Source organism: Merdimmobilis hominis (assembly GCF_900104615.1).
Lineage (GTDB): Bacteria > Bacillota > Clostridia > Oscillospirales > Ruminococcaceae > Merdimmobilis > Merdimmobilis hominis.
The window spans coordinates 1774975-1795790 of record NZ_LT629939.1 but is presented as its reverse complement, the minus strand read 5'-3'; the positions used below and the strand labels follow the sequence as shown (position 1 = coordinate 1795790).

At 57.1% G+C, this 20816-nt stretch carries 18 protein-coding genes and 1 riboswitch; of the genes, 10 read left to right on the top strand and 8 right to left on the bottom strand.

Translation table 11 applies throughout. The features are described 5' to 3' along the window. From BQ5353_RS13205 to BQ5353_RS08680, 7 genes are all read left to right on the top strand, one after another. Positions 1-449 (top strand): hypothetical protein (locus BQ5353_RS13205; RefSeq protein WP_204211296.1); only part of this gene is annotated, 449 nt, incomplete at its 5' end. A 48-nt stretch (positions 450-497) separates the two neighbouring features. Beyond that, positions 498-722: a hypothetical protein gene (locus tag BQ5353_RS08705; protein ID WP_054331490.1), complete on the top strand. Its 225-nt coding sequence runs from the start codon at positions 498-500 to the stop codon at positions 720-722. Between the two features lie 186 nt (positions 723-908). After that, positions 909-1093: riboswitch (cobalamin riboswitch) on the top strand. Between the two features lie 210 nt (positions 1094-1303). Beyond that, positions 1304-2950, top strand: coding sequence for an ABC transporter substrate-binding protein (locus BQ5353_RS08700; RefSeq protein WP_071427898.1), 1647 nt, complete (start codon positions 1304-1306; stop codon positions 2948-2950). A 53-nt stretch (positions 2951-3003) separates the two neighbouring features. Further along, positions 3004-3999: an ABC transporter permease gene (locus tag BQ5353_RS08695; protein ID WP_054331489.1), complete on the top strand. Its 996-nt coding sequence runs from the start codon at positions 3004-3006 to the stop codon at positions 3997-3999. Beyond that, positions 3989-4798 (top strand): ABC transporter permease, encoded by an 810-nt coding sequence (locus tag BQ5353_RS08690; RefSeq protein WP_071427897.1) that lies wholly within the window; start codon positions 3989-3991, stop codon positions 4796-4798. Before BQ5353_RS08695 ends, BQ5353_RS08690 begins: the two co-directional genes overlap by 11 nt. 1 nt (position 4799) lies before the next feature. Then, positions 4800-5723 carry an oligopeptide/dipeptide ABC transporter ATP-binding protein gene (locus BQ5353_RS08685; protein WP_054331488.1) on the top strand — a complete coding sequence of 308 codons (924 nt, stop codon included), beginning with the start codon at positions 4800-4802 and terminating at the stop codon, positions 5721-5723. After that, positions 5713-6357, top strand: coding sequence for an ABC transporter ATP-binding protein (locus BQ5353_RS08680; protein ID WP_054331487.1), 645 nt, complete (start codon positions 5713-5715; stop codon positions 6355-6357). The genes BQ5353_RS08685 and BQ5353_RS08680 overlap by 11 nt, the downstream gene beginning before the upstream one ends. Before the next feature lie 127 nt (positions 6358-6484). Here the strand turns inward: BQ5353_RS08680 and BQ5353_RS08675 are convergent, their stop codons facing one another. After that, complete coding sequence (locus tag BQ5353_RS08675) at positions 6485-7348, bottom strand: radical SAM protein (protein WP_071427895.1); 864 nt, start codon at positions 7346-7348, stop codon at positions 6485-6487. A 412-nt stretch (positions 7349-7760) separates the two neighbouring features. On the opposite strand from BQ5353_RS08675, the gene BQ5353_RS08670 reads away from it, so the two are divergent. Next, a complete protein-coding gene (locus BQ5353_RS08670; protein WP_071427893.1) occupies positions 7761-10001 on the top strand; it encodes a bifunctional diguanylate cyclase/phosphodiesterase in 2241 nt (746 codons plus the stop codon). 81 nt (positions 10002-10082) lie between these two features. On the opposite strand, the gene BQ5353_RS08665 is transcribed toward BQ5353_RS08670, so the two are convergent. The 7 genes from BQ5353_RS08665 to BQ5353_RS08635 form a co-directional block, all read right to left on the bottom strand. Next, positions 10083-11159 carry a polyamine ABC transporter substrate-binding protein gene (locus BQ5353_RS08665; RefSeq protein ID WP_054331485.1) on the bottom strand — a complete coding sequence of 359 codons (1077 nt, stop codon included), beginning with the start codon at positions 11157-11159 and terminating at the stop codon, positions 10083-10085. A gap of 70 nt (positions 11160-11229) precedes the next feature. After that, positions 11230-12018, bottom strand: coding sequence for an ABC transporter permease (locus BQ5353_RS08660; RefSeq protein WP_054331484.1), 789 nt, complete (start codon positions 12016-12018; stop codon positions 11230-11232). After that, positions 12015-12869, bottom strand: coding sequence for an ABC transporter permease (locus BQ5353_RS08655; RefSeq protein ID WP_071427891.1), 855 nt, complete (start codon positions 12867-12869; stop codon positions 12015-12017). The genes BQ5353_RS08660 and BQ5353_RS08655 overlap by 4 nt, the downstream gene beginning before the upstream one ends. Next, positions 12856-13950: an ABC transporter ATP-binding protein gene (locus tag BQ5353_RS08650; RefSeq protein WP_054331482.1), complete on the bottom strand. Its 1095-nt coding sequence runs from the start codon at positions 13948-13950 to the stop codon at positions 12856-12858. Before BQ5353_RS08650 ends, BQ5353_RS08655 begins: the two co-directional genes overlap by 14 nt. A gap of 21 nt (positions 13951-13971) precedes the next feature. Further along, entirely contained in the window at positions 13972-15807 is a 1836-nt protein-coding gene (locus BQ5353_RS08645) for an ABC transporter ATP-binding protein (protein WP_071427889.1), read from the bottom strand. Then, positions 15794-17641 (bottom strand): ABC transporter ATP-binding protein, encoded by a 1848-nt coding sequence (locus BQ5353_RS08640; RefSeq protein ID WP_083386460.1) that lies wholly within the window; start codon positions 17639-17641, stop codon positions 15794-15796. The genes BQ5353_RS08645 and BQ5353_RS08640 overlap by 14 nt, the downstream gene beginning before the upstream one ends. Positions 17642-18074: 433 nt before the next feature. Further along, positions 18075-19040: a D-2-hydroxyacid dehydrogenase gene (locus tag BQ5353_RS08635; protein WP_071427888.1), complete on the bottom strand. Its 966-nt coding sequence runs from the start codon at positions 19038-19040 to the stop codon at positions 18075-18077. Positions 19041-19237: 197 nt separating this feature from the next. On the opposite strand from BQ5353_RS08635, the gene BQ5353_RS08630 reads away from it, so the two are divergent. Next, a complete protein-coding gene (locus BQ5353_RS08630; RefSeq protein ID WP_054331481.1) occupies positions 19238-19585 on the top strand; it encodes a RidA family protein in 348 nt (115 codons plus the stop codon). Between the two features lie 315 nt (positions 19586-19900). Further along, the coding region (locus tag BQ5353_RS08625) for a DUF1576 domain-containing protein (protein WP_071427886.1) at positions 19901-20816 on the top strand (916 nt) is incomplete at its 3' end.

Sequence of the window (20816 nt, the reverse complement as noted above, 5' to 3'; positions counted from 1 at the left end):
AACGAAAAAACCCCGCCCCTGCCGTATTAACACGGCAGGGGCGGGTTTTGTTTGGATTCATCGCCTTGAGAAACCTCCAATCCCCCTTTCCCCCAACAGGTGAAAACAGGGAAGGCCCCCGCGCCGCCCAAGGTATTCCTCCACTGCACTGCTGGGATAGAAGCCTCCCTCAGAAAAAAGTTCCCCTGCCGCAAGTTAACGCCAAACTAGAAATTGAGTCTGAAATGAGCCTGTCTTCTGGCAAAAGGGGACTATTCCGGTTTCCTCAGCCCAGCCCGTCCCGCCTGGGGCAAACACACCCCTCTCCATTTCCACATATCCTGTATTGTGGCCTCCTAAAATGGTACAAATCCCCACTGCCGCCAGAAGCCGGCAAGACTGCCCGCGATCTCCCTGTTTTTGAACCGGGCCGTGGCCAGCAGGCGGCCTGGGTTCATTTCCTCCAATAAAGGGACCACCCCCTTATTTCCAAGTCCGCCAAAGGAAGGAGAAGGACAATGGAGACCTCCAACAACACCACCATGTGTGCAACCGTGTGCAGGGTGCAGCGCTGCTGTCTGTGCGTCTGTGACCACTGTACCAACCAAGAAGTCCTGGTGCATTCCAACTGCGCCTGCCGCTTCCACGTGGGCGACAGGGTGTGCATCCACTACAACGGTGTGATGACCCGGAGCATTCCGCCCCAAATCACCGCCGCCTGTATTGAGCGCATTTCCTGCTGACCAGCCATGGTTCCGAAATACCCTGGCCTCTTCCGAGAGGCCGGGGTATTTTCTCGGCCCTGCGCTGCAAGACAGTGTGGCCCCATCCATTGGGGCGGATGGCCAAGCCCCTTTGTTTCCCTTGGTTTTAGGGATTTTACCCCCTTGCCGCTTGTGTTTCCCTTCCCCGCTATGCTATACTGAACTCAAATTGAATCGGTGCATCGGCCGCCGGCAGCTTTGCCCGCGGCCAGGAAACGGGTTGGAATCCCGTGCGGTCCCGCCGCTGTGTTAGCTGAGTCCGCCGCAACATGCCACTGGGAGACTGGGAAGGCGCGGTTTATTGGATGCTGGAAGCTTAAGCCAGAATACAGGATGCATCGAAATTGCATGAGTTCTCTGCGAGCGACGGAGAAATTCTCAGGCGTGAGTGCATTTGCGGCAGGCCCCTCAAAAAAGAGGGGCTGTTTTTGGCGCACCTTTGTCCCTCTGCCCATGAGGTTTCAAACCCCCGACTTAAAGAGAGCCGGGGGTTTTTCAATTCTCCCCCGGCAGGAACGAAATCTGCCGGGATATCCGGCAAGAGAAAGGGAGAATCCAATATGATGCACCTGAAAAACATGCTGCTCTCCGCGGCGCTGGCGGCCCTTTTGGTCACGGCTGGCTGTTCTGCTGCCAGCACCGGTACCCCCTCTGGGGCTGGCGGCTCCTCGGAGCTCACCCTCCGGGTGGGGACCACCGCGTCGGCGGACGGCTTCAATGCCATGACCGAAAATGGCTCTTTTGGCAAGCTGAACTACACCGGCTTGTGCGCTGCCCCCTTTGTAACCACCGATGAAAAGGGGGAAGTCCAGCCCTACATGATGACCTCTTGGGAGATCAGCGACGACAAAAACACCTTGACTGCCACCTTTGCCACCGACAAAGGGGTCACCTGGCACGATGGTGAGCCGGTGACCATGGACGATGTCCTCTTCACCTTTCGCTACCAAATCCAGAAGAAAAGCGGATACTGCACCGGCTTGACCGCTGTGGAAAAAATAGACGATACCACCGCCAAGTTGACCTTTGAGGACGGCAAGGCATTTAACGCCCTCAACAGCATGGCAAACTTTGTCAAACTTTCCCCCAAGCACGTCTGGGAGAAAGTGGATGGCGATTATAAAGAATACCAAGGGGAAGACGCCTCCATCGGCTGCGGCCCATTCCGCATGACCGGCTACGATCCCGAAGCCCAGGTGATCACCTACCAATCGGTGGGCGAATACTTTATGGGCACCCCCGCTTTTGACAAAGTTACTGTCAAGACCTACGACAGCCACGACGCCCTGGTGATGGCCCTGCGCACTGGGGAGATCGACGCCATGTATGATTACTCCAATTCCTTGAGCGCCACCATGGCCCCTTCGGTAACCGGAGTGGAAAACCTGAACCCCGGAATGAGTGACAACCCCGGCAACTACCAGCTGGTCTTTGGGTTTAACCAAAAACCGACCGACGACTTGGCATTTCGCAAAGCGGTGCGAAGCGCCTTGGATTACGAGCTTCTGCGCACCTCCATCGGCGGGGAAGACGGCCAAATCCCCGGCACCGGCATTGTCGCCCCACCCAACAAAGGCTTTGACCCCAGCCTTCCCAAGCTGTCCCAGGATCAGGAGGCAGCCAAGGCCATTCTGGAAGAAGGGGGCTACCTGGATAAGGACGGCGACGGTTTCCGGGAATTGCCCGATGGCAGTGAAATGAACGTCCTCATCACCCCTCAATACAACAAGACCCGCCAACCCTTATACCTGCGGATCGCAGAAATCCTCAAAGCCAACCTGGAGGAGGTAGGCATCCGCACCACCTTGGACGAGGAGAGCGTGCGCAACGCCGACCATGCCACCCAAGTGCGCAAAGAGGGCACTTACCAGCTGTACATCGGCTACACTTCCCCAGGCGTAGCTATGTACGACACCGCTTTTATGTACATCATCCAAAACGACAGCAACCCTTGGGGAACCTGTACCCTGCCCGCTTTTGTCGCAGCCTATGAAGCCAAGCAACAAGGCAGAAGCTATGAGGAATACAGCGCGGCCATGAAGGACCTTCAAGCCATTGCGGACCAGGAGGTCATCGGCCTGGCCTTGTGTTGGGACAAGGCCTATTTCCCCTACCGGACCGACCGGTTTGAGGGGTTCACCAACATCCCCGGCTGGGGGGTAATCAACAACAAAACTTGGTTCAGCGTCCGCCCCAAAAACGCCTAGCCTGCCCTTTAAAAGGGTTTCCTGGGCAACTTGATAGAAAGGAATGCTGACCTATGGCAAAACGCACCCTGCTGGGGCGGCTTGGGGAATCCGTCCTAATTGTGTTCTGCATTGTCACCCTCAACTTCTTCCTCATCCGGTTTATGCCAGGGGATCCGGTGCTCCACATCATCGGGGAGGAGGAGTACTACAACCTGGAGGTACACGCCCCCCAGGTCATCGAAGAAATCCGCGGGGAATACGGCCTCAACCAATCCCTCGGCCGGCAGTATCTCACCTACCTGGGCAAAACCGCCCGCCTGGATTTCGGCAACTCCTACCGGACCAAGGCCCCGGTGCTGGAGACGGTGCTCTTCCGGATGAAATGGACCCTATTCCTCGCCATTCCGGCCACCGTCATCGCCGCTTTCCTGGGCGGGGCGCTGGGCCTGTGGGCGGGCTGGAAGCCAGGAGGCAGATTTGACCTGGCGGCCACCCCCTGCTTCCTCCTCATCTCCACTGTGCCCACCAACTGTTTGGCCATCCTCTTTCTCATCTGCTTCGCTTTCCAGCTGGGGTGGTTCCCCATCTCCGGTATCACCTCCGGCGGGCTCACCGGCTTTGCCAAGGGGCTGGACATCCTTCACCACATGGCGCTGCCCCTTGCGGTGCTGGTCTTATATAAGACCTCTTCCAACTACATGCTCATGAAGAGCACTGTCTCCCTCATCCGGCAGGAGGATTATGTATCCACCGCCATCTCCAAGGGTCTCTCCCAAGGGAAAGTCCTCTCCCGCCATGTGCTGAAAAACGCCCTCTGCCCTTATCTCACCTCTATTTGCATGCAGTTCGGGGGAATGTTGGCGGGTTCCATGATGACTGAGATCGTCTTTTCCTGGAAGGGGATGGGCACCTTGATTTACGACGCAGTAAACGCCAAGGATTTCCCCATGCTGCAAACCTGTTTTCTCCTGATCTCCATCTGCGTAGTGGCCTTTAATCTGATTGCGGATCTCCTCTGCCTGGCAGTGGATCCCCGCGTGCGGGAGGGGATGAACCATGTTGGGTAAACAGCCGATTGCGTTTAAGGTGGGACTTTTTATCCTGCTCATTATCCTGTTGGTGGGGGTATTTGCCCCCATTCTCGCCCCCTGCGATCCCTACCAGATGGGCACCCCTTATCTGCGCCCCTCGGCCCAGCACCTGTTGGGCACCAACGACCTGGGGCAGGATATCTTCAGCGAGCTCCTCTACGGGACCCGCATCTCCCTCATCATCGGACTGGTGTCCGCCTTGGCAGTCACTGTGGCCGGCGTTTGTATAGGGATGCTGTCCGGCTATTTGGGAGGCTGGTGGGACCGGGCGTTGATGGAGGTCACCGCGGTGGCCCAAGCCATTCCCTCCCTGCCGGTGACCATTGTGCTGGCGGCATTTTTGTCCCCCAGCTTGTGGAACATCATCATCGCCATCTGCATCACCGCCTGGAGCGGAACCGCCCGGATCATCCGCTCCCGGGTGTTGCAGCTCAAGGAGCTGCCCTTTGTCAAAATTGAACAGACCATGGGTGCTTCCCATGGGTACATCATGGCGCGGCACATACTGCCCAACCTGTTTGACATCGTCTTTGTCCGCGGGGTGCTGGCGGTGGGAAACGCCATGCTCACCGAAGCCAGCCTCAGCTTTTTGGGGCTGGGGGTCATTGGCCAAAAAAGCTGGGGCGGCATCCTCCACTACGCATTTTTCCGCAGCGGGATCATCAACGGGTACTGGTGGTGGTATCTTCCCCCCATCCTCTGCATCTCGCTGTCGGTGCTGGGGTTTCTGCTGTTGAGCTACGGGGGGCAGCAACAACTGGGGAGGAGGAACTGATATGCTGGATATTGAACATTTATCCGTCCGCTTTGGCGGAGCTTCCGAGGCGGTGAGCGATATATCCCTCTCGGTGGGAGAAAAAGAAAAGGTCGTCCTAGTGGGGGAGACGGGCAGTGGAAAAAGCGTATTGCTACTTGCCATCCTCCAAATGCTTCCGGCGAGCGCGTCGGTCAGCGGGCGCGCCCTTTTGGATGGAACCGATCTCCTCACCCTCTCCCCCAGGGAAATGAACCGCATCCGGGGTCAGCGCATCTCTTATGTACCCCAGGGCAGCGGCAACGGGATGAATCCCCTGCTCTCGGTGGGGTATCAGGTAGGGGAACCGCTGATGATTCACCAAAACCTATCCAAAAAGGAGGCTCTCGCCCGGGCTGTCGCAGCCCTGCGCCGTTTTGACTTCGGGCAGGAGGAAAAGTTGGCCCGCCAATACCCCCACACCCTCAGCGGCGGGATGCGCCAGCGGGCGATGATCGCCATGGGGGTTGCACAGGGGGCCCCTCTTCTCTTCGCTGACGAACCCACCAAGGGCTTGGATGGACACCGGATTGAACTGGTGGTGGACGCCTTCCGCCGGCTGGAAGACCAGGCTATCCTCTGCGTCACCCACGACCTGCGCTTCGCCCAAGAGGTTGCCCAGCAGATGGCGGTGCTGTACGCCTCCCAGCAGGTGGAGTGGTGCTCCAAGGAGGCATTTTTCCGGGAGCCCCTTCACCCCTATTCCCAGGCGATGCTGGCTGCCCTGCCGGAAAACGGCCTCCAGGCGGAAACGGGCTTTGCGCCGCCTCGGGAGGATTCCCAATTGGCGGGGGCCTGCCGGTATTACCGCCGATGTCCTTGGAAACGGAGCCGGTGCCGGGAAAATCCCCCTCTCTTCCCGGTGGGGGACGGCCGGAAAGTGAGGTGCTGGAACTATGGTTCTTGAGGCGGTGGGCCTGGCCAAGCGCTACCCTGGCTCAGCGAGAGACACAGTCTCCCAGGTCAGCTTTTCCATCGGCTCGGGGGAGACCCTGGGGCTGTTGGGGGAGAGCGGCAGCGGAAAATCCACCGTCGGGCAGATGGTGGCCGGTATTCTGCGCCCTACAGCAGGGCGGCTATTTTTCCAAGGGGAAGAGCTTAGCTTCCCTTTTCGTGGGGAGGCCCGCAGGGGCATCCAAATCCTGTTCCAGCACCCGGAGGTCTCCTTCAATCCCCGGCTTCGCCTATGGGACAGCATAAAGGAGCCCTACCGGTTCCGGCGGATCCCCTGCCAAGAGGATGCCCTTGTGGAATTCCTCGCCCAATTTGGCATCTACCGGGAGCACTTGGGGCGCTATCCCAGGGAACTTTCCGGCGGGGAGCTGCAGCGGCTGGCCCTCGCCCGGGTGATGCTGATGCAGCCGAAACTGGTGGTATTGGACGAGCCCACCAGCATGCTGGATGTGATCTCCCAAGCCCAGGTGGTCCATCTGTTGGAAGAGGTGCAAAAACGGGAAGGGGTCAGCTATCTCTTCATCTCTCACGACCAAATCCTCTGCCGGCGGTTTTGCAGCCGCATCCTAGAATTGGGCGGGGAATAACCTTCTTCACCCACGTCGCGCGCCAAGCGGGCCCCCAACCTCTTTTAGAGGTTGGGGGCCCGCTTTTATAGAACTATGGGTGTTTGGAAAAGTGCGCTGCTTTGCCGCCGATGGGAAAGGCCCAGGCTTACACCAAGGCGATCAGCGGTTCCTTGCCCTGCTGCTCCCCGATGGCCCCGTCCAGCTTTTTCAGCATTTTCTCCCGGTCGTGGGGCAGGGTCCCCCGCACCCGGAAGGGGATGATGTCGTGAAAGCCATCGTAGACGAGGGATGTATCCAGCAATTCCAGAAGAAGCCGCTCCTCCCTTAAATTTTCCAGCTCGTCTGCCGGGGTAAACCGGCCCTCCAATATATCTTGGTACAGCGGGGCCTCCCGGTGGATAAACATAGAGAAATTGATAATCCGCTCCGGACGGGTCCGGTTGTAAAAATCCGCCAAAGCTTGGGCGTTTTCCAGCCCTCTGCCCTTGCCCGCCACGCCGGTCATCATATGGGCATCGTAGATCATCCCCGCCCGGTGGATCCGGTCGATGGCCTCATAAGCTTGCTGTAGGGTATGGCCCTTGTTCATGCTGGCAAGGACGTCATCCAGGCCGGTCTCAATTCCCAAATACAGGTGCCTCACTCCCGCCCTGGCGAGGGCAAGAAGCTCATCCTCCCCCTTTCGGAGGACATTCTGAACCGTGGCGTCCATATTGACCGTCTCACAGGCGGGGAAATACCGGTGAATCCGCCCCAAAATCTCCAGAAGGCGTTCCGTATCCAGCTGGAAAGCATTGCCGTCCCCCAAAAACACCGTTTTGGGGTTGCCTCCCGCCTGGAAGACGCGCTGCAGCTCCGCCTCAATCTGGTCCAAGGGGAGTTCCCGGTAGGTCAGATGCTTAAAGAGCATGCAAAAACGGCACTGGTTGTAGGAACAGCCCACCGAAACCGGCAGCATATAGGAGGCCCGCTCCATGGGGCCCCGACAAATTTGTCCCTCATATTCCATAAAATAATCCCTCCTAGGACTTTGACAGAGCAAAATAGAATCCAGCGGGCCCGCAGCGATGGGACGCGCAGGCTCTAATTTTATTATATCGCCGAGATTGGGATTCTTCAATATATTGGCGCAAAAAACTGATGGGCCCAGCCGTGCGGCAAACACGATCGCCCCCATTCCTTCCCTTTGCCCCATCTGGAATGGCCCTTTGGGGAAGAAATCCCTATCGGGCGGAACGCCCTTCCTCCGCAAAGGGCTTCGCCCTGCAAGGAATTCTTACAGTTTGTGCAGATTTTATGGTACAATAGCCGCCATTAAGCGGCAATTATATGCATATGTTTATAGATTTTCAATTGTCGATCCCCTCTAAAATATGTTAAGATTGTATTATAATTCACGCAAGAAGCTGGGGTGAAAAACGATGAGCCGAAGCAAATCCTATCCGCTTTTACAAAAACCCACAAAAAATTGGGTGCTCAAAACCGGTGTGGTGTCCATTGTCTTCTTCTTGGTACTCGTCTTGATGGTTTGGAACACTTCCGCTTTGAGGAGAGCCCTGGTTCACAGCACTGAGGACTATGCCCGTGATATGTCCTATCAGCTGGCCAGTGATATCTCCTCCCGATTTAAATCCTACCAGCGGTCTCTTCATCTGTTGAGCAATTCTTTCTCTCAGAATTCGAAGATAGAAGACGTCCCCTCCTATCTGCAAGAACAAGCCGAAATTTTGGGGTTTGACGCCCTGGCATTGGTCTCCTCTGAAGGAGTGACCATCCCATCGGAATACGCCTACTGGGATTTTGAAAAGATACCCGGGGTGCAGTCTTCCTTTCAGGGGGAGCATTCGGTGACCTACGACGAGGATCAATGCCTGTTGTTTTCAGCACCTGTGGGGACTTACAACGCCCAGGATTGGGCCCTGGTAGGGCTTCACCATAAGGAGAATGTACAGGAAGTGATCCGGCCCAAAAATTTTGGCGGCCATGGACTGACCTGCATCATTGACAGCAGAAGCACAGTGGTGATCTCGCCCACCGATTCGAAACCCTTCCTCCAGCTGGACGGCATCTTCCAGTCCCAAACCGATTCCAAAACCAAAAGCGCCCTTGTTTCTATGAAAGAAAACCTGGAAAACCAGCGGGCTGGGACATTTCAGTTCACTGCAGTGGACAACAGACAGCTGATTCTCTCCTACCAAATGTTGGGGGTAAACGACTGGTTCCTGCTCTCTCTCATCCCAGCGGATATGATCTCCGGGGAGGCAAATACCTACATTTTTTATTCTTTTTTAATCGTGGGCGGCATTATTTGCGTCTCCTTTTTGTTTCTATATGGGATGGCCCAGATCTATCGGTCCAACCAGAGGCAGCTAGAACAAATTGCCTTCACCGACCCGCTGACTGGGGGCAGCAATTTGGCCTCCTTCCAGCTCCAGTACCAAGATCTCGCGTCCCAGATGGATCCCAATACCCACACCTTGGTGTACCTGAATGTCAAAGGTTTTAAGCTGATCAATGAAAACTTCGGGGTCCAAGAGGGCGACAATATTCTAAAGCACATCTACCACGCATTGATGTCCAACATCCGCCCTTATGAATTGGCGACACGGGCCAACACTGACCAGTTTTTCCTTTGTCTGCGGGAGCATACGCTGGAAGGGGTTCAGGCTCGGCTGGATGCAATGACTAAGGCCATCAACACCTTCTCTTTATACACCAATATCCACCATTATCTGACCCTGCAGGAGGGGGCCTGTCTGATTGACGACCCAGAGCTGAATATCGTCATCTTACAGGCCCGCGCCCGGGCTGCCTGCAACCATCAAACACAACCAGACATCTGTTCGTTTTATAACGGGGAGATTATGCAGCGGATGAATAGGGAACAGGAGCTTATTGCCCTCTTTGAAACCTCCCTGGAAAACCGGGATTTCCAGGTCTATCTCCAGCCCAAGGTCCGGCTCTGCGATGGGAAGCTCGGCGGTGCAGAGGCCCTGGTCCGCTGGTTCCACCCCGAGCGGGGGATGATTTACCCTTCCGAATTTATCCCTCTCTTTGAAAAAAGTGACCGCATCTGCCGGTTGGATCTCTATGTCTTTGAGGAGGTCTGCCGGCTGCTCCACGGCTGGATGGAGGATGGGAAACAGCTCCTCCCCATCTCGGTCAACCTATCCCGAGCCCATTTCCGAGTCCCCAACTTCCTACAGCCCTTCTCTTCGCTGAAAGAGAAGTATGGGATTCCTGACGGCATCCTGGAAATTGAGCTGACTGAGTCCATCATCTTTGATGACCAGCAGCGGGGATGGGTGAACAATTTCATCCGGGAAATGCACCAGCTTGGCTTTTTGTGTTCCTTGGACGACTTTGGGGTGGGGTACTCTTCCCTGGCGCTTCTCAAGGATTTGGACGTGGATACCATTAAACTGGACCGCCGTTTCTTTGAGGATTTGGACAGCGTCAAAGCGCAGAATGTCGTCGCCAGCTTTGTGGAACTTGCGGACAATCTGGCGATCCACACTGTGGCCGAAGGGATTGAATCCCAAGACCAAGTGGATTTTCTGCGTCGGATTCACTGCGATATGATTCAAGGATATGTGTTTTCCACGCCATTGCCCATCCCTGAATTTGAAGCATGGGCCTTACTTCATTCCCAAGAAGTTTAGCCCGGGCAATCCTATAAAACCTGCTGGAATAAAAAAGCGCCCCCATCCAGTTGCGGATGGGGGCGCTTTTGCCGGGTTGGGTTAACTCATTTTAAATTCGGTCCAGATCTGCTGGTACAGCTCATCGGCCTCGCCTACGTTCATCATGAACTCAGCGCCTTCAATCATCTCATCGGGGATGACCAGGGCCTGCTCTTTGATAAAGGGGGTGGCGGCGGAGTTGCAGTTGATGTACATAGTCTCTTCCGAGATGTGGGCGGAGCGCTCACCATCCAGGATGAAGTCGAGGAATTTATAGGCGTTCTCCTTGTGGGGGGCATCCGAGGGGACGAAGCAGCTGTCGATGCCGAAGCCCAGGCCCTCCTCTGGATAAACCACCTTCAGGTCGGGGTTCTCATTGAGGGCTGTGATGATCTGGGAGGTGAACATGTAGCCCACCGCAGTCTCCCCGGAAATCATCAGGTTGTAAGGGGTGCTGTAGTCCAAGGCCCGGATGTTGGGCTTCAAGGCCATCAGCTTCTCCTTGGCCTGGCCGAGGACAGCCTCGTCAGTCTCGTTGAGGCTGTATCCCATGGATTTTAAAGTGAGGCCGATGACGTTGCGGGCGTCGTCCATCACCACGATGGAGTCGGCCAGCTGGGGATTCCACAGGTCCTCAAAGCCCTTGATCTCAAAATCCACCAGTTCGGGGTTGTAGATGATCAGCGGGATGCCAGCGGCATAGGGGACGGTGTACTCGTTGGTGGGGTCGTAGTATTTGCTCTGGAACGCGGGGTTGATATTCTGGAAATTGGGGATCTGCTGGGTGTCCAGCTTGCCCACCAATTCCTTCTGGATGGCTGTCTCGATGATGTAATCGCTGGCGAGGATCAGGTCGTACTGCCCGCCTTTGGCAGCCTCCAGCTTCATGAGCATCTCTTCGTTGCTCTCAAAGGTGGAGTAGTTGACCTTGATGCCAGTGGTGCTGGTGAACTCCTCCACAATATCGGCGGGGAAATAATCCGCCCAGGTGTAGATGTTCAGCACCTGCTCCTCCCCGCCTTGGCCAGCACTGGAAGAGCTGCTGTTTCCGCCGCTGCTGTTGCAGCCTGCCAGCACCATGGCCGCAGCCATGGCCGCACACAGGAGACGAGCGAGCCGTTTTTTGCTGTTTTTCATACCGTTGCACACTCCTTTTTATGGGTTTTATCTGCAAACACACGCCTGTTGTGGCGGTGTGTTCGTGTTACTACCGTCCTTTTTTGGCCTTCCGAGCCGACTGGAACAGCCTAGCCCCGGCCACCAGGAGGAACACCGTTCCCAGCATTACGGTGCACAGGGCGTTGATCTCCGGAGTGACCCCCATTTTCAGCATGGAATAGACCTGCAAGGGCAGGGTGGCAGTCTCAGGGCCAGTGACAAAGAAGCTGATGACCACGTCGTCCATGCTCATGGCAAAAGCCAGAAGGGAGCCAGACAGGATAGAAGGGAAGATCAGTGGGGCGGTGATGTCAAAGAATACCCGCCTCCGGCTGGCCCCCAGGTCAAGAGCCGCCTCCCCCAAGGCGGGGTCTAGGCTTTGGAGGCTGGCCTTGACATTGATAAAGATATAAGGCACACAGAAGGTGGTGTGGGCCGCCACCAGGGTCAGCATCCCAAAGGGGACCTGGAGCAGGGAAAAGAAGGACAGGTACGCCATGCCCAGGATGATCTCCGGGATCATGATGGGCACGGTGGAGAGCCCCTCCAGCGCCCCCTTGCCGAAGAATGTCCGGCCGGCCATCCCCACGGCGCCCATGGTCCCCAAAATGGCGGCCAGGCCGCTAGACAGCACAGCCAGTTTCAAGCTGTTAAAAAAGGCGTTGATGATGGTTTGGTTGTGGAATAGCTTCTGGTACCAGCTAAAGGTGAACCCCGCCCAGTGGAATAGCTTGGTGTCATTGAAGGAGTAAGCTACCACCACGAAAATGGGCAGGTACATGAGCAGCAGCATCAGCACCACATAGGTTTCGGGCAGAAAGGTCCGTTTCTTTCTCATAGCAATCCCTCCAAATTCTGATCCCGGCTAAAGTGCTGGTACAGCCGGATCACCAAGAGGGTGACCGCCATCATGGCGATGGAAAGGGCCGCGCCCATGGGCCAGTTTTTGGCGCTGAGAAGCTCATTTTTGATCAGGTTGCCCAGCAGCATGGTCTTGGCCCCGCCCAGCAGGTCAGAGATGAAGAAGAGACCCACCGAGGGGATGAAAACCAGGACACAGCCGGCCATCACCCCGGGCATAGTCAACGGGAGGGTGACGGTGAAAAAGGCCTTAGCCCGCCCGGCACCCAGGTCCCGGGATGCCTCCACCAGCGACCAGTCCACCTTGCAGACCGAATTGTAAATCGCCAGCACCATAAAGGGCAGCAGGGCGTAGACCATCCCCACCAGCACCGCGCCAAAGGTGTACAGGAGCTTGAGGGGCTTGTCGATCACCCCGAACTGCATCAGCAGGCCGTTGATCACCCCTTGGCTGCGCAGGAGGATCATCCAGCCGTAGATCCGCACCAGGGAGTTGGTCCAGAAGGGGACCAGCATCAGCATCAGCACCAGGGAACGGTGCTTCTTGGGCAGTTTGGCGGTGAAATAGGCAAAGGGATAGCCGATTAGCAGGGCAAACACGGTGGTGAGGATCGCCACCCAGAAGCTCTGGGCGAAGACCTTGAGGTACACCGGGTTGAGGAGGTTTTTGTAGCTGTCTAAGGAGAACTCTGCCACCACCCCCCAGGTGGCCGCCTTTTTCATAAAGCTCAGGCCCAGCACATAGACAAGTGGAACCGCCACAAAAACAGTGGTCCACAAGGCCATGGGCAAGAGGGTGATGGGGGGCCGGTTTTTATTCCGCTTCATCGGGCCATCCCCTTTCCACGATGACGGCACAAGCGGGGTCCCAGCCGATGTGCACTTGGGTGCCGGCAGGCAGGCGCCCCTCTATGCCATCCCCCATGCCGCTGACCAGCAGTTCCTCCCCCGTGGGGAGGGTGAGCACCGTGCGCATCATGCCGCCGCTGTAGTGGTTGTTTTTCACCTGGCCCGAGAGGGTGAACCCTTGCCGGGGCTCCCTTCCGTAACGGACCCGCTCGGTCCGCAGGGAGAGGGTGACCTTCTCCCCCGGCTCCCCTTGCCCAGAGGCCAGAATGGTCCCGCCCCCAAAGGAGAGGGTCAGGTTCCCGGCGGCATCCCGGCCGGTGACCGTGGCCTTCAAGATGTTGCTCTGGCCGATAAACTGGGCGGCAAACCGGCTCTTTGGATGCTCATAAATCTCCTCAGGGGTGCCCAGCTGGAGGATTTTACCCTGGTTCATGATGCCGATCCGGTCGCTCATGTTGAGGGCTTCCTCCTGGTCGTGGGTGATGTACACAAAGGTGATGCCCAGCTTTTGCTGGAGGCGTTTGAGCTCCACCTGCATCTGCCGCCGGAGCTGGAGATCCAAGGCGCCAAGGGGCTCGTCCAGCAGAAGGACCGAAGGCTTGTTGACAATTGCCCGGGCGATAGCCACCCTCTGGCGCTGCCCGCCGGAGAGCTGGCTGGGCATCCTTTCCCCAAACCCGGGGAGCTGGACCAGCTCCAGCATCTCCTCCACCTGCTTTTTGATCTCCTCTTTGGGCACCTTGCGCAGCTTGAGGCCGTAGGCGATGTTGTTTTCCACATTCATATGGGGGAAGAGGGCATAACTCTGGAAGACGGTGTTGACCCCCCGCTTGTTGGGCTCCCAGTCGGTGACGTCGGTCCCGCCTAGGATGACCCGCCCCTCATCGGGGGATTCCAGCCCCGCAATGATCCGCAATGTGGTGGTCTTGCCGCAGCCGGAGGGCCCCAAAAGGGTCAAAAACTCCCCTTTGTAGATGGTGAGGTCGATGCCGCATAGCGCCTTCTGCCCGTCGAAGCTCTTGTGGATATTTTCTAAGGAAAGGATGACTTCCTGTTCCATCTTGCATTCCTTCTTTCCTGGTTAAGGGCGGTTGTCCAAGGTGCGCATGGCGGCTTCTTCCTCGAACTGTTTGCTGTAAAGGGTGAAGTAATACCCCCGCTGGCCCATCAATTGGGCATGGGTGCCCTGTTCTATTATTTTACCATCTTTTACCACCAAGATCAAATCCGCCTGCCGGATGGTGGAGAGCCGGTGGGCGATGACAAAGGATGTCCGCCCTTGGAGCAGGTGGGCGATGGCGTTTTGGATGAGTTGCTCGGTCTGGGTGTCGATGGAGCTGGTGGCCTCGTCCAGCACAAAGATGCGGGGGTCGGCCAGCACCGCCCGGGCAAAGGAGATCAGCTGCTTTTCCCCGGTGGAGAGGCGGTCGCCGCTCTCCCCCACGTCGCTGTCATAGCCCTGTTCCAGCTTATCAACCACCAGGTCAGCGGAGACGCTTTTCGCGGCGGAGATGACCTCCTCGTCGGTGGCCTCCAACCGGCCATAGCGGATGTTTTCCATGACGCTGCCGGAAAAGAGGTGGGGGCTTTGGAGCACATAGCCGATGTTGGAGTGGAGCCAAAGCTGGCTGCGCTCCCGGTAATCCCGCCCGTCGATGAGGATCTGGCCCTCAGTGGGTTCAAAGAACCGGCAGGCCAGGTTGACCAAGGTGGATTTGCCCGCGCCTGTCTCCCCCACAATGGCCACATTGGTGCCCGCAGGGATTTTCAGGTTGAAGTGCTCCAGCACATTCTCCTGGCCGTCGGGATAGCGGAAGGAGACATCCCGGAACTCGATATCCCCACGGATCTCCTCCCAATTCTCCTGTTTGGGCTCCATGAAGTCACCGTACTTCTCCACCACTTCCGGGGAGTCGACGATGTCCGGCTCCCGGTCCAGCAGGTCGGTGACCCGCTCGATGTTGGCCTGGAGGGAGATCACGTCGGCAAAGTTGCGGGCCAGCTGCTGGATGGGCTCAAAGATGCCCACCGCATAGGTGGTAAAGGCGGAGAGGGTGCCAAGGGCCATGGCATCCTCCATGACCAAGTACCCGCCCTTGACCAGCACCAGGGCGGTGACCACGGCGCTGAAAAACACGATGGTGGAGATGTACACACCGGAGAGCCGGGCGTTTTTGATGGTGAAACCGTACATCTCATCGGTGATGCGGGAGAACCCATCAAAGTTCTGGTCCTCAATCACCAGGGTCTTAGAGGTTTTTGCCCCCACAATCCCCTCGTTAAAGGCACCGGTGATGTGGCTGTTGATCTGCCGGATCTTCCGGTTATAGGAGAGCATCCGGCTTTGGAAATACCAGGTCAAGAGGGCGATAAAGGGCACCACCGTGCTGACCACCAGGGCCAGCTTGGCGTCCAGGGCGAACATCGCCCCCAGCACCCCCACCACATAGGCCAGCGCCCACAGGATGTCGATCATCCCCCAGGCGATCATGCCGGAAATGCGGTTGGTATCGCTCATCACCCGGGAGAGGAGGTAGCCCACCGGAGTGACGTTGTAGTAGGAGAAGGACAAGGTTTGCAGATGGGTGAACACCGCCCGCTTCAGGTCCTTGTTGACGTTCATCTCCACATACATGGACTGATAGGAAAAGAAGATGACCCCAATGGTTTGGGCCGCGATGACCCCCAGATATGCCAGGGCGAAGCCGCCCAGCCCCTCCAAGGTGTTCTGCTGGATAAAAGTGTTGACCGCATACCGCTGGAAGAGGGGGAGGACGATGTCGATCAGAGCGGAGAAGAGGATCAGCCCGATGACCAGCATGAAATTTTTGCGGTAGGGCCTCACGAACTGGAACATCCGCTTCCAGGCAAAGAGATTCAGCTTTTGGTGAAATTCCTGTTCCTCATAGGCTGCCAACGTCCTCACCTCCTTCGGTCAGGATGCGGTCATCCTGGTTCATCTGGATGTCGTAAATGGATTTATAGATGCCGTCCCGCCGCAAAAGCTCCTGGTGGGAACCCATCTCGGCAATGGCCCCATCCTTGAGGACCAAAATACAGTCGGCCTGCATCAAAGTGGTGATCCGGTGGGAAATCAAAATGGTGGTGGCGCCCCCTACCCTCTCTTTGAGGGCGGCCCGGATTTTGGAGTCGGTCTCCGAATCCACCGCCGAAAGGGAGTCGTCAAACACCATGATAGGGGCGTTCTGCATCAGCATCCGGGCGATGGCCACCCGCTGCTTCTGCCCGCCGGAGAGGGTCACCCCCCGCTCCCCCACGATGGTGTCATACCCTAAGGGGAATTCGGTGATCGCCTCATCTACACAAGCGATGGCAGCCGCTGCCCGGATCTCCTCCAGCGAGGCATCCGGCTTCACCGCCGCAATATTTTCCTCAATGGTGCGGGAGAAAAGGAACGGTTCCTGGAGGACCATCCCCACATTTTTTCGCAACCAGCTGTGCCGGATATCCCGCAGATCAGCGTCCCCAACCCGGATGGAGCCGCAGCCCCGGGGCAGGTCATACAGCCGGTTTAAAAGGTGCATCAGGGTGGATTTGCCCGACCCGGTTCCCCCCAGGATAGCAAAGGTTGTCCCCGTCGGGATGGTGAAGCTGATGTCTTTGAGCACTGGCTGGCCTTCCCCGTATCCGAAGGTCACATGGTCGAAGGTGATGTCCCGGTCCATGGGGGGCTCCCCGGCGCCGGGGGCGTCCTCCTCCTCTTTGGCGTTTAAGATGTAGTTCAGCCGCTCCACCGATACGCCGGCCTTGCTCATCTCGGAAAAGATGCGGCCCAAGCTGCGGATGGGCCAGGTGAGGGTGGCATTGTAGGAGACAAAGGCCAAAAATTCCCCCAAAGTGATGGCGCCGTGGACTGTCTCCATCGCCCCCAAAATGACAATGCAGGCGATTTGCAGCCCGGTGAACAGGTCGCCGAAACCCCAGTAGGTGCCCATGGTGTAGCCCATGCTGATCCACAGGCCGGAAAACTTCTTGTTCTTCTCATCGAACCGGGCAAGTTCATGCCGCTCCCGGCCAAAGGCCCGCACCACCCGCACGCCGGTCAGGTTCTCCTGAACCACAGTGGCCAGCTCCCCCTCCGCCGCGTCGGTGACCCGAAACTTCTTGGCGATTTTGGAGTAATAGATCCCGGTGTAGGCCATAGTGATGGGGATGAAGGCCAGCGCAACCAGGGAGAGCTTGACGTTCATCGAGAACATGATGCAGAGGGCAAAGACGATCAAAAAGCTGGTGCGGAACACCTCCAGCACCTGGTTCGAAAGGAACCGGCTCACCGATTCCACGTCGGAGGTGCACCGCTGGATGATGTCGCCGGTCTGGTGGCTCACATGCCAGGAGAAGGGCAGCTTCTGAATGTGTTTATATAAGGTGTTGCGCAGGCGGCGGACAAAGCCCTCCGACCCCAAGGCGATCCCCACCCGGCTCCCGTAGTTGAAAAGGGCGGAAAACACCGCAATTCCCACTAAAAGAAGGCCCAACAGGTACAGGTGGCCTCGCAGCATCTCCCGGCCGCCTAGCCGTTCCAATGCCGGCAAAAAGGCCGCCGGTAGGCCGAAGGGCAGGTCCCCCAACACCGAGTCCACGGTGATTTTAATCACCTGGGGGGTGAGAGAGCTGAGAACCGTAGCCATGGTGGAGCAGAACAGGGCCAGTGCAAAATAGCCCCGGGACCCCCTCGAAAAACGGGAGAGCAACCCCCACAGTTCCCGCGTCCCCTTTTGTTGTTCCAAACCGGATACCCTCCTTTTGGGCGTGTCTTTCCCCCGCCCGAACCAATTGATTGTATTCTATGTTAACAATACCATACCCAGGGGGACAGTGCAAGGCATATTCCTCCAATATATACTTGTTTTGTATATTTAATCCAAAAAACTTCTGCCAACCGCCGGGAAGTTCTCCGCCCAATTGGATGGATTCCCAGCGCCAGCCGGCTGCCTTTGTCCACAAAACAGGGGAAAGCCCCTCGATATCCCCCGGTGGATCACATGGGCCCCTTCTCCAAGGTTGTGCGCCCGTCGGAGCACAACCTAAATTTTGGCAGCGACTGCTGCCAGGCTGATGGCCATAATCAGGTTTATCTCATCCCCGTCGGGGGAAAGTCGAAGCTTCGCAGAAACGCAGAAACGCGGCTGGCAATGCCATCCGCGTTTCGATGTGCCTTAATTATTTGACCACCCTGTAGCCGGTGGAGAAATCCACAATATTCTCCATAGCCTCTTCTTTCTGGTAATGGGAGAGATTGCGCAAGGCGATATTCACAATCCGCTCGTAGGTCTCCTGCAAATGGAACCCGCCGGAGGAGTGGGGGGTGATCTCCAGGTTGGGCAGCTCCCACAGGGGGCTTTCCGCGGGCAGAGGTTCCGGCTCGGTGACATCCAGCCCAACTCCCCACAGGTGGCCGCCCTGCATCACCTCATAAAGCGCTGCCGGGTCGATGGCGTTGCCCCGACCCACATTGACCAGGATAGCGTCCTTCTTCATCAGCAGCAGCCGTTCTTTGTTCATCACATGGCAGGTGGCGTCCGTTCCAGGGAGGACCATGGCCACCACATCTGCCCGGGGCAGCAGTTCTTCCAAGCTGTCCATCTGGTAGAGCTCATCCAGGTAATCCGGCTTCTGGGCCTTGGTGCGGCGCACCCCAATGGTGTAGGCACCCAGGGCCTTTACCTTGCGGGCATACTCCCCCCCGATATCCCCCAGACCGAGGATCAGCACGGTGGAGCCGTACACCGATTTCACCGGGCCGGCATCTTTCCACAGCTTCCCGGCTTGGTGGTCCCGGTAGGTGGGCAGATGCTTCATCAAGCTCAGGGTCAAGGCCAGCATGTGCTCCGAGATGGTCAGGCCGTAGGCCCCGGTGGCATTGGTCAGGATGGTGCCCTCCGGCAGGGCGCCGGTGGTGTATCCGTCGGTGCCAGCGCTGTTGAGCTGGACCCATTTTAGATTGGGGGAACCGGTCAGCAGGGCGGGGGCGACATTGCCGATGACCACCTCCGCCTTCTGAGCATCTTCTTTGGTGACCTCTTTGGCGGGGATGTACTGGAAGGATGCTCCAGGGGCGGCAGCTTCCAATTTGGCGCGGTGGGCTTCATCCGCGGGGATTGCGACCAAAACATTTTGAATCTTCATGGAAACAATCATCCTTTCTGGCGGCGGAGGGGGAACTGGCTCCGCCTGTTTCTTTCATTCTATCGGCAATTCTCCAGGCTGTCAATGCGGGATTTTCCCCTTGGCGGCTCAGGCCCCTCTCCCCTTGCCAACCTCCCCCATTTTTAGTACAATAGAAATAAATAAACCGCATTTTAAAAGAAAAGGAGAACCGTGTTATGGAAATCAAACGCTACGAAGGCAACGGCCGGATGAGCAAAGCCGTCGTCCATGGAGACACCCTGTATCTCTGTGGCCAAACCGCCCGGGAGGGGGGCGATGTCAAAGACCAGACCCGCATTGTGCTGGAAAAAATCGAGGCCCTGTTGGGTGCATATGGTTCCGACAAGCGCCATCTGCTGACCGCCACCATCTACTTGAAGGATATGAAAGACTTCGCCGCTATGAACGAAGTTTGGGATGGATGGATTGAGGACGGCTTTGAACCCGCCCGCGCCTGCGTAGAGGCATCTCTGGCATCCGAGAGCCTGGCAGTGGAAATTGTGGTCACCGCAGCACTGAAATAGGATCTCCTTTTAAAAAAGCCGGCTGCGGTGCAGCCGGCTTTTTTCGCCCTTCCCAGGTGGCAGGAGGATGGGATATCCTTTTTTTCCCTCCACAAAACCTTCAAAATTATGCATGTTTATATTGTGTGCCATGCAGTTTTCATATACAATAATACTAGCGTCTTTCTCCGGTAGCCCTGCAAATCGGCACACCGGCGGAGAAGGGGCTATCTCTGTGCTTTCCTTCGCACTGCTGGGTTCAGCGCTTTCCCACGGAGATTTGCATGACAGCCCCAACGCTTCACTTTAATTCCAATCGGAAAGGCGGAAACAACCTTGAGCAAACTCAACGACCGCGTACACTCCTACATGAAGCAGAACCGGGAGCAGTTCACCGCCCGGGTGGTGCTGCTGTTTGGCCTGTCCCTAATCCTTTTTGGATTTTGCATGGATACCCCAGAGAACATCTACCACGGCTTTATCACCATCATGGTCTCCCCCTGCGGCCTGATCACCGACTACATCGCCTTGGCGGGCATCGGGGCCGCCTTCCTAAACGCGGGCCTTGTCACCATCACCGCCATGCTGATGGCCACCTACTTCAAAGCGCCCTACACCGGCATGCTCATCGCCAGCATCTTCATGTCCGGCGGGTTTGCCCTATTCGGGAAAAACATCCTCAACATCTGGCCCATCTATCTGGGGGTATTCCTCTATTCCCGCTACAAGGGGGAACCCTTTGGCAAACATTTGCACCTGGCCTTTTTCGGCACTGCTCTGGGGCCCCTGGTCTCGGAAGTCGCCATGATCTTCTCCGATTACCACCCCATTATCCGGATTTTGGCCGCTGCGGTGGTGGGGACCGCCTGCGGGTTTATCCTGCCCCCAGTCTCCACCCATACCTACAAATTTCACAAGGGGTATAACCTGTTCAACGCCGGCTTTGCCACCGGGCTGATCGCCACGGTTTTCGTCTCTATCATGCGCTCCTTCGGCTACACCCCCATCAAGATGTTCTATTGGAGCACCGAGTACACCAATTTGCTGGCCGCCTATCTGATCGCCCTATTTGTGATTTTGATTGTGGTCGGGTTCTGGCTGGACCGCTGCGCCATTAAGGACCTGAAGTACATCACCCGCCACAGCGGCCAGGGAGCCGATTATATCGGAACCCTGGGGTTCCCAGGCACCATGATCAACATGGGACTCATCGGCCTGTTTTTCACCTTTTACCTCTTGGCCATCGGCGGGG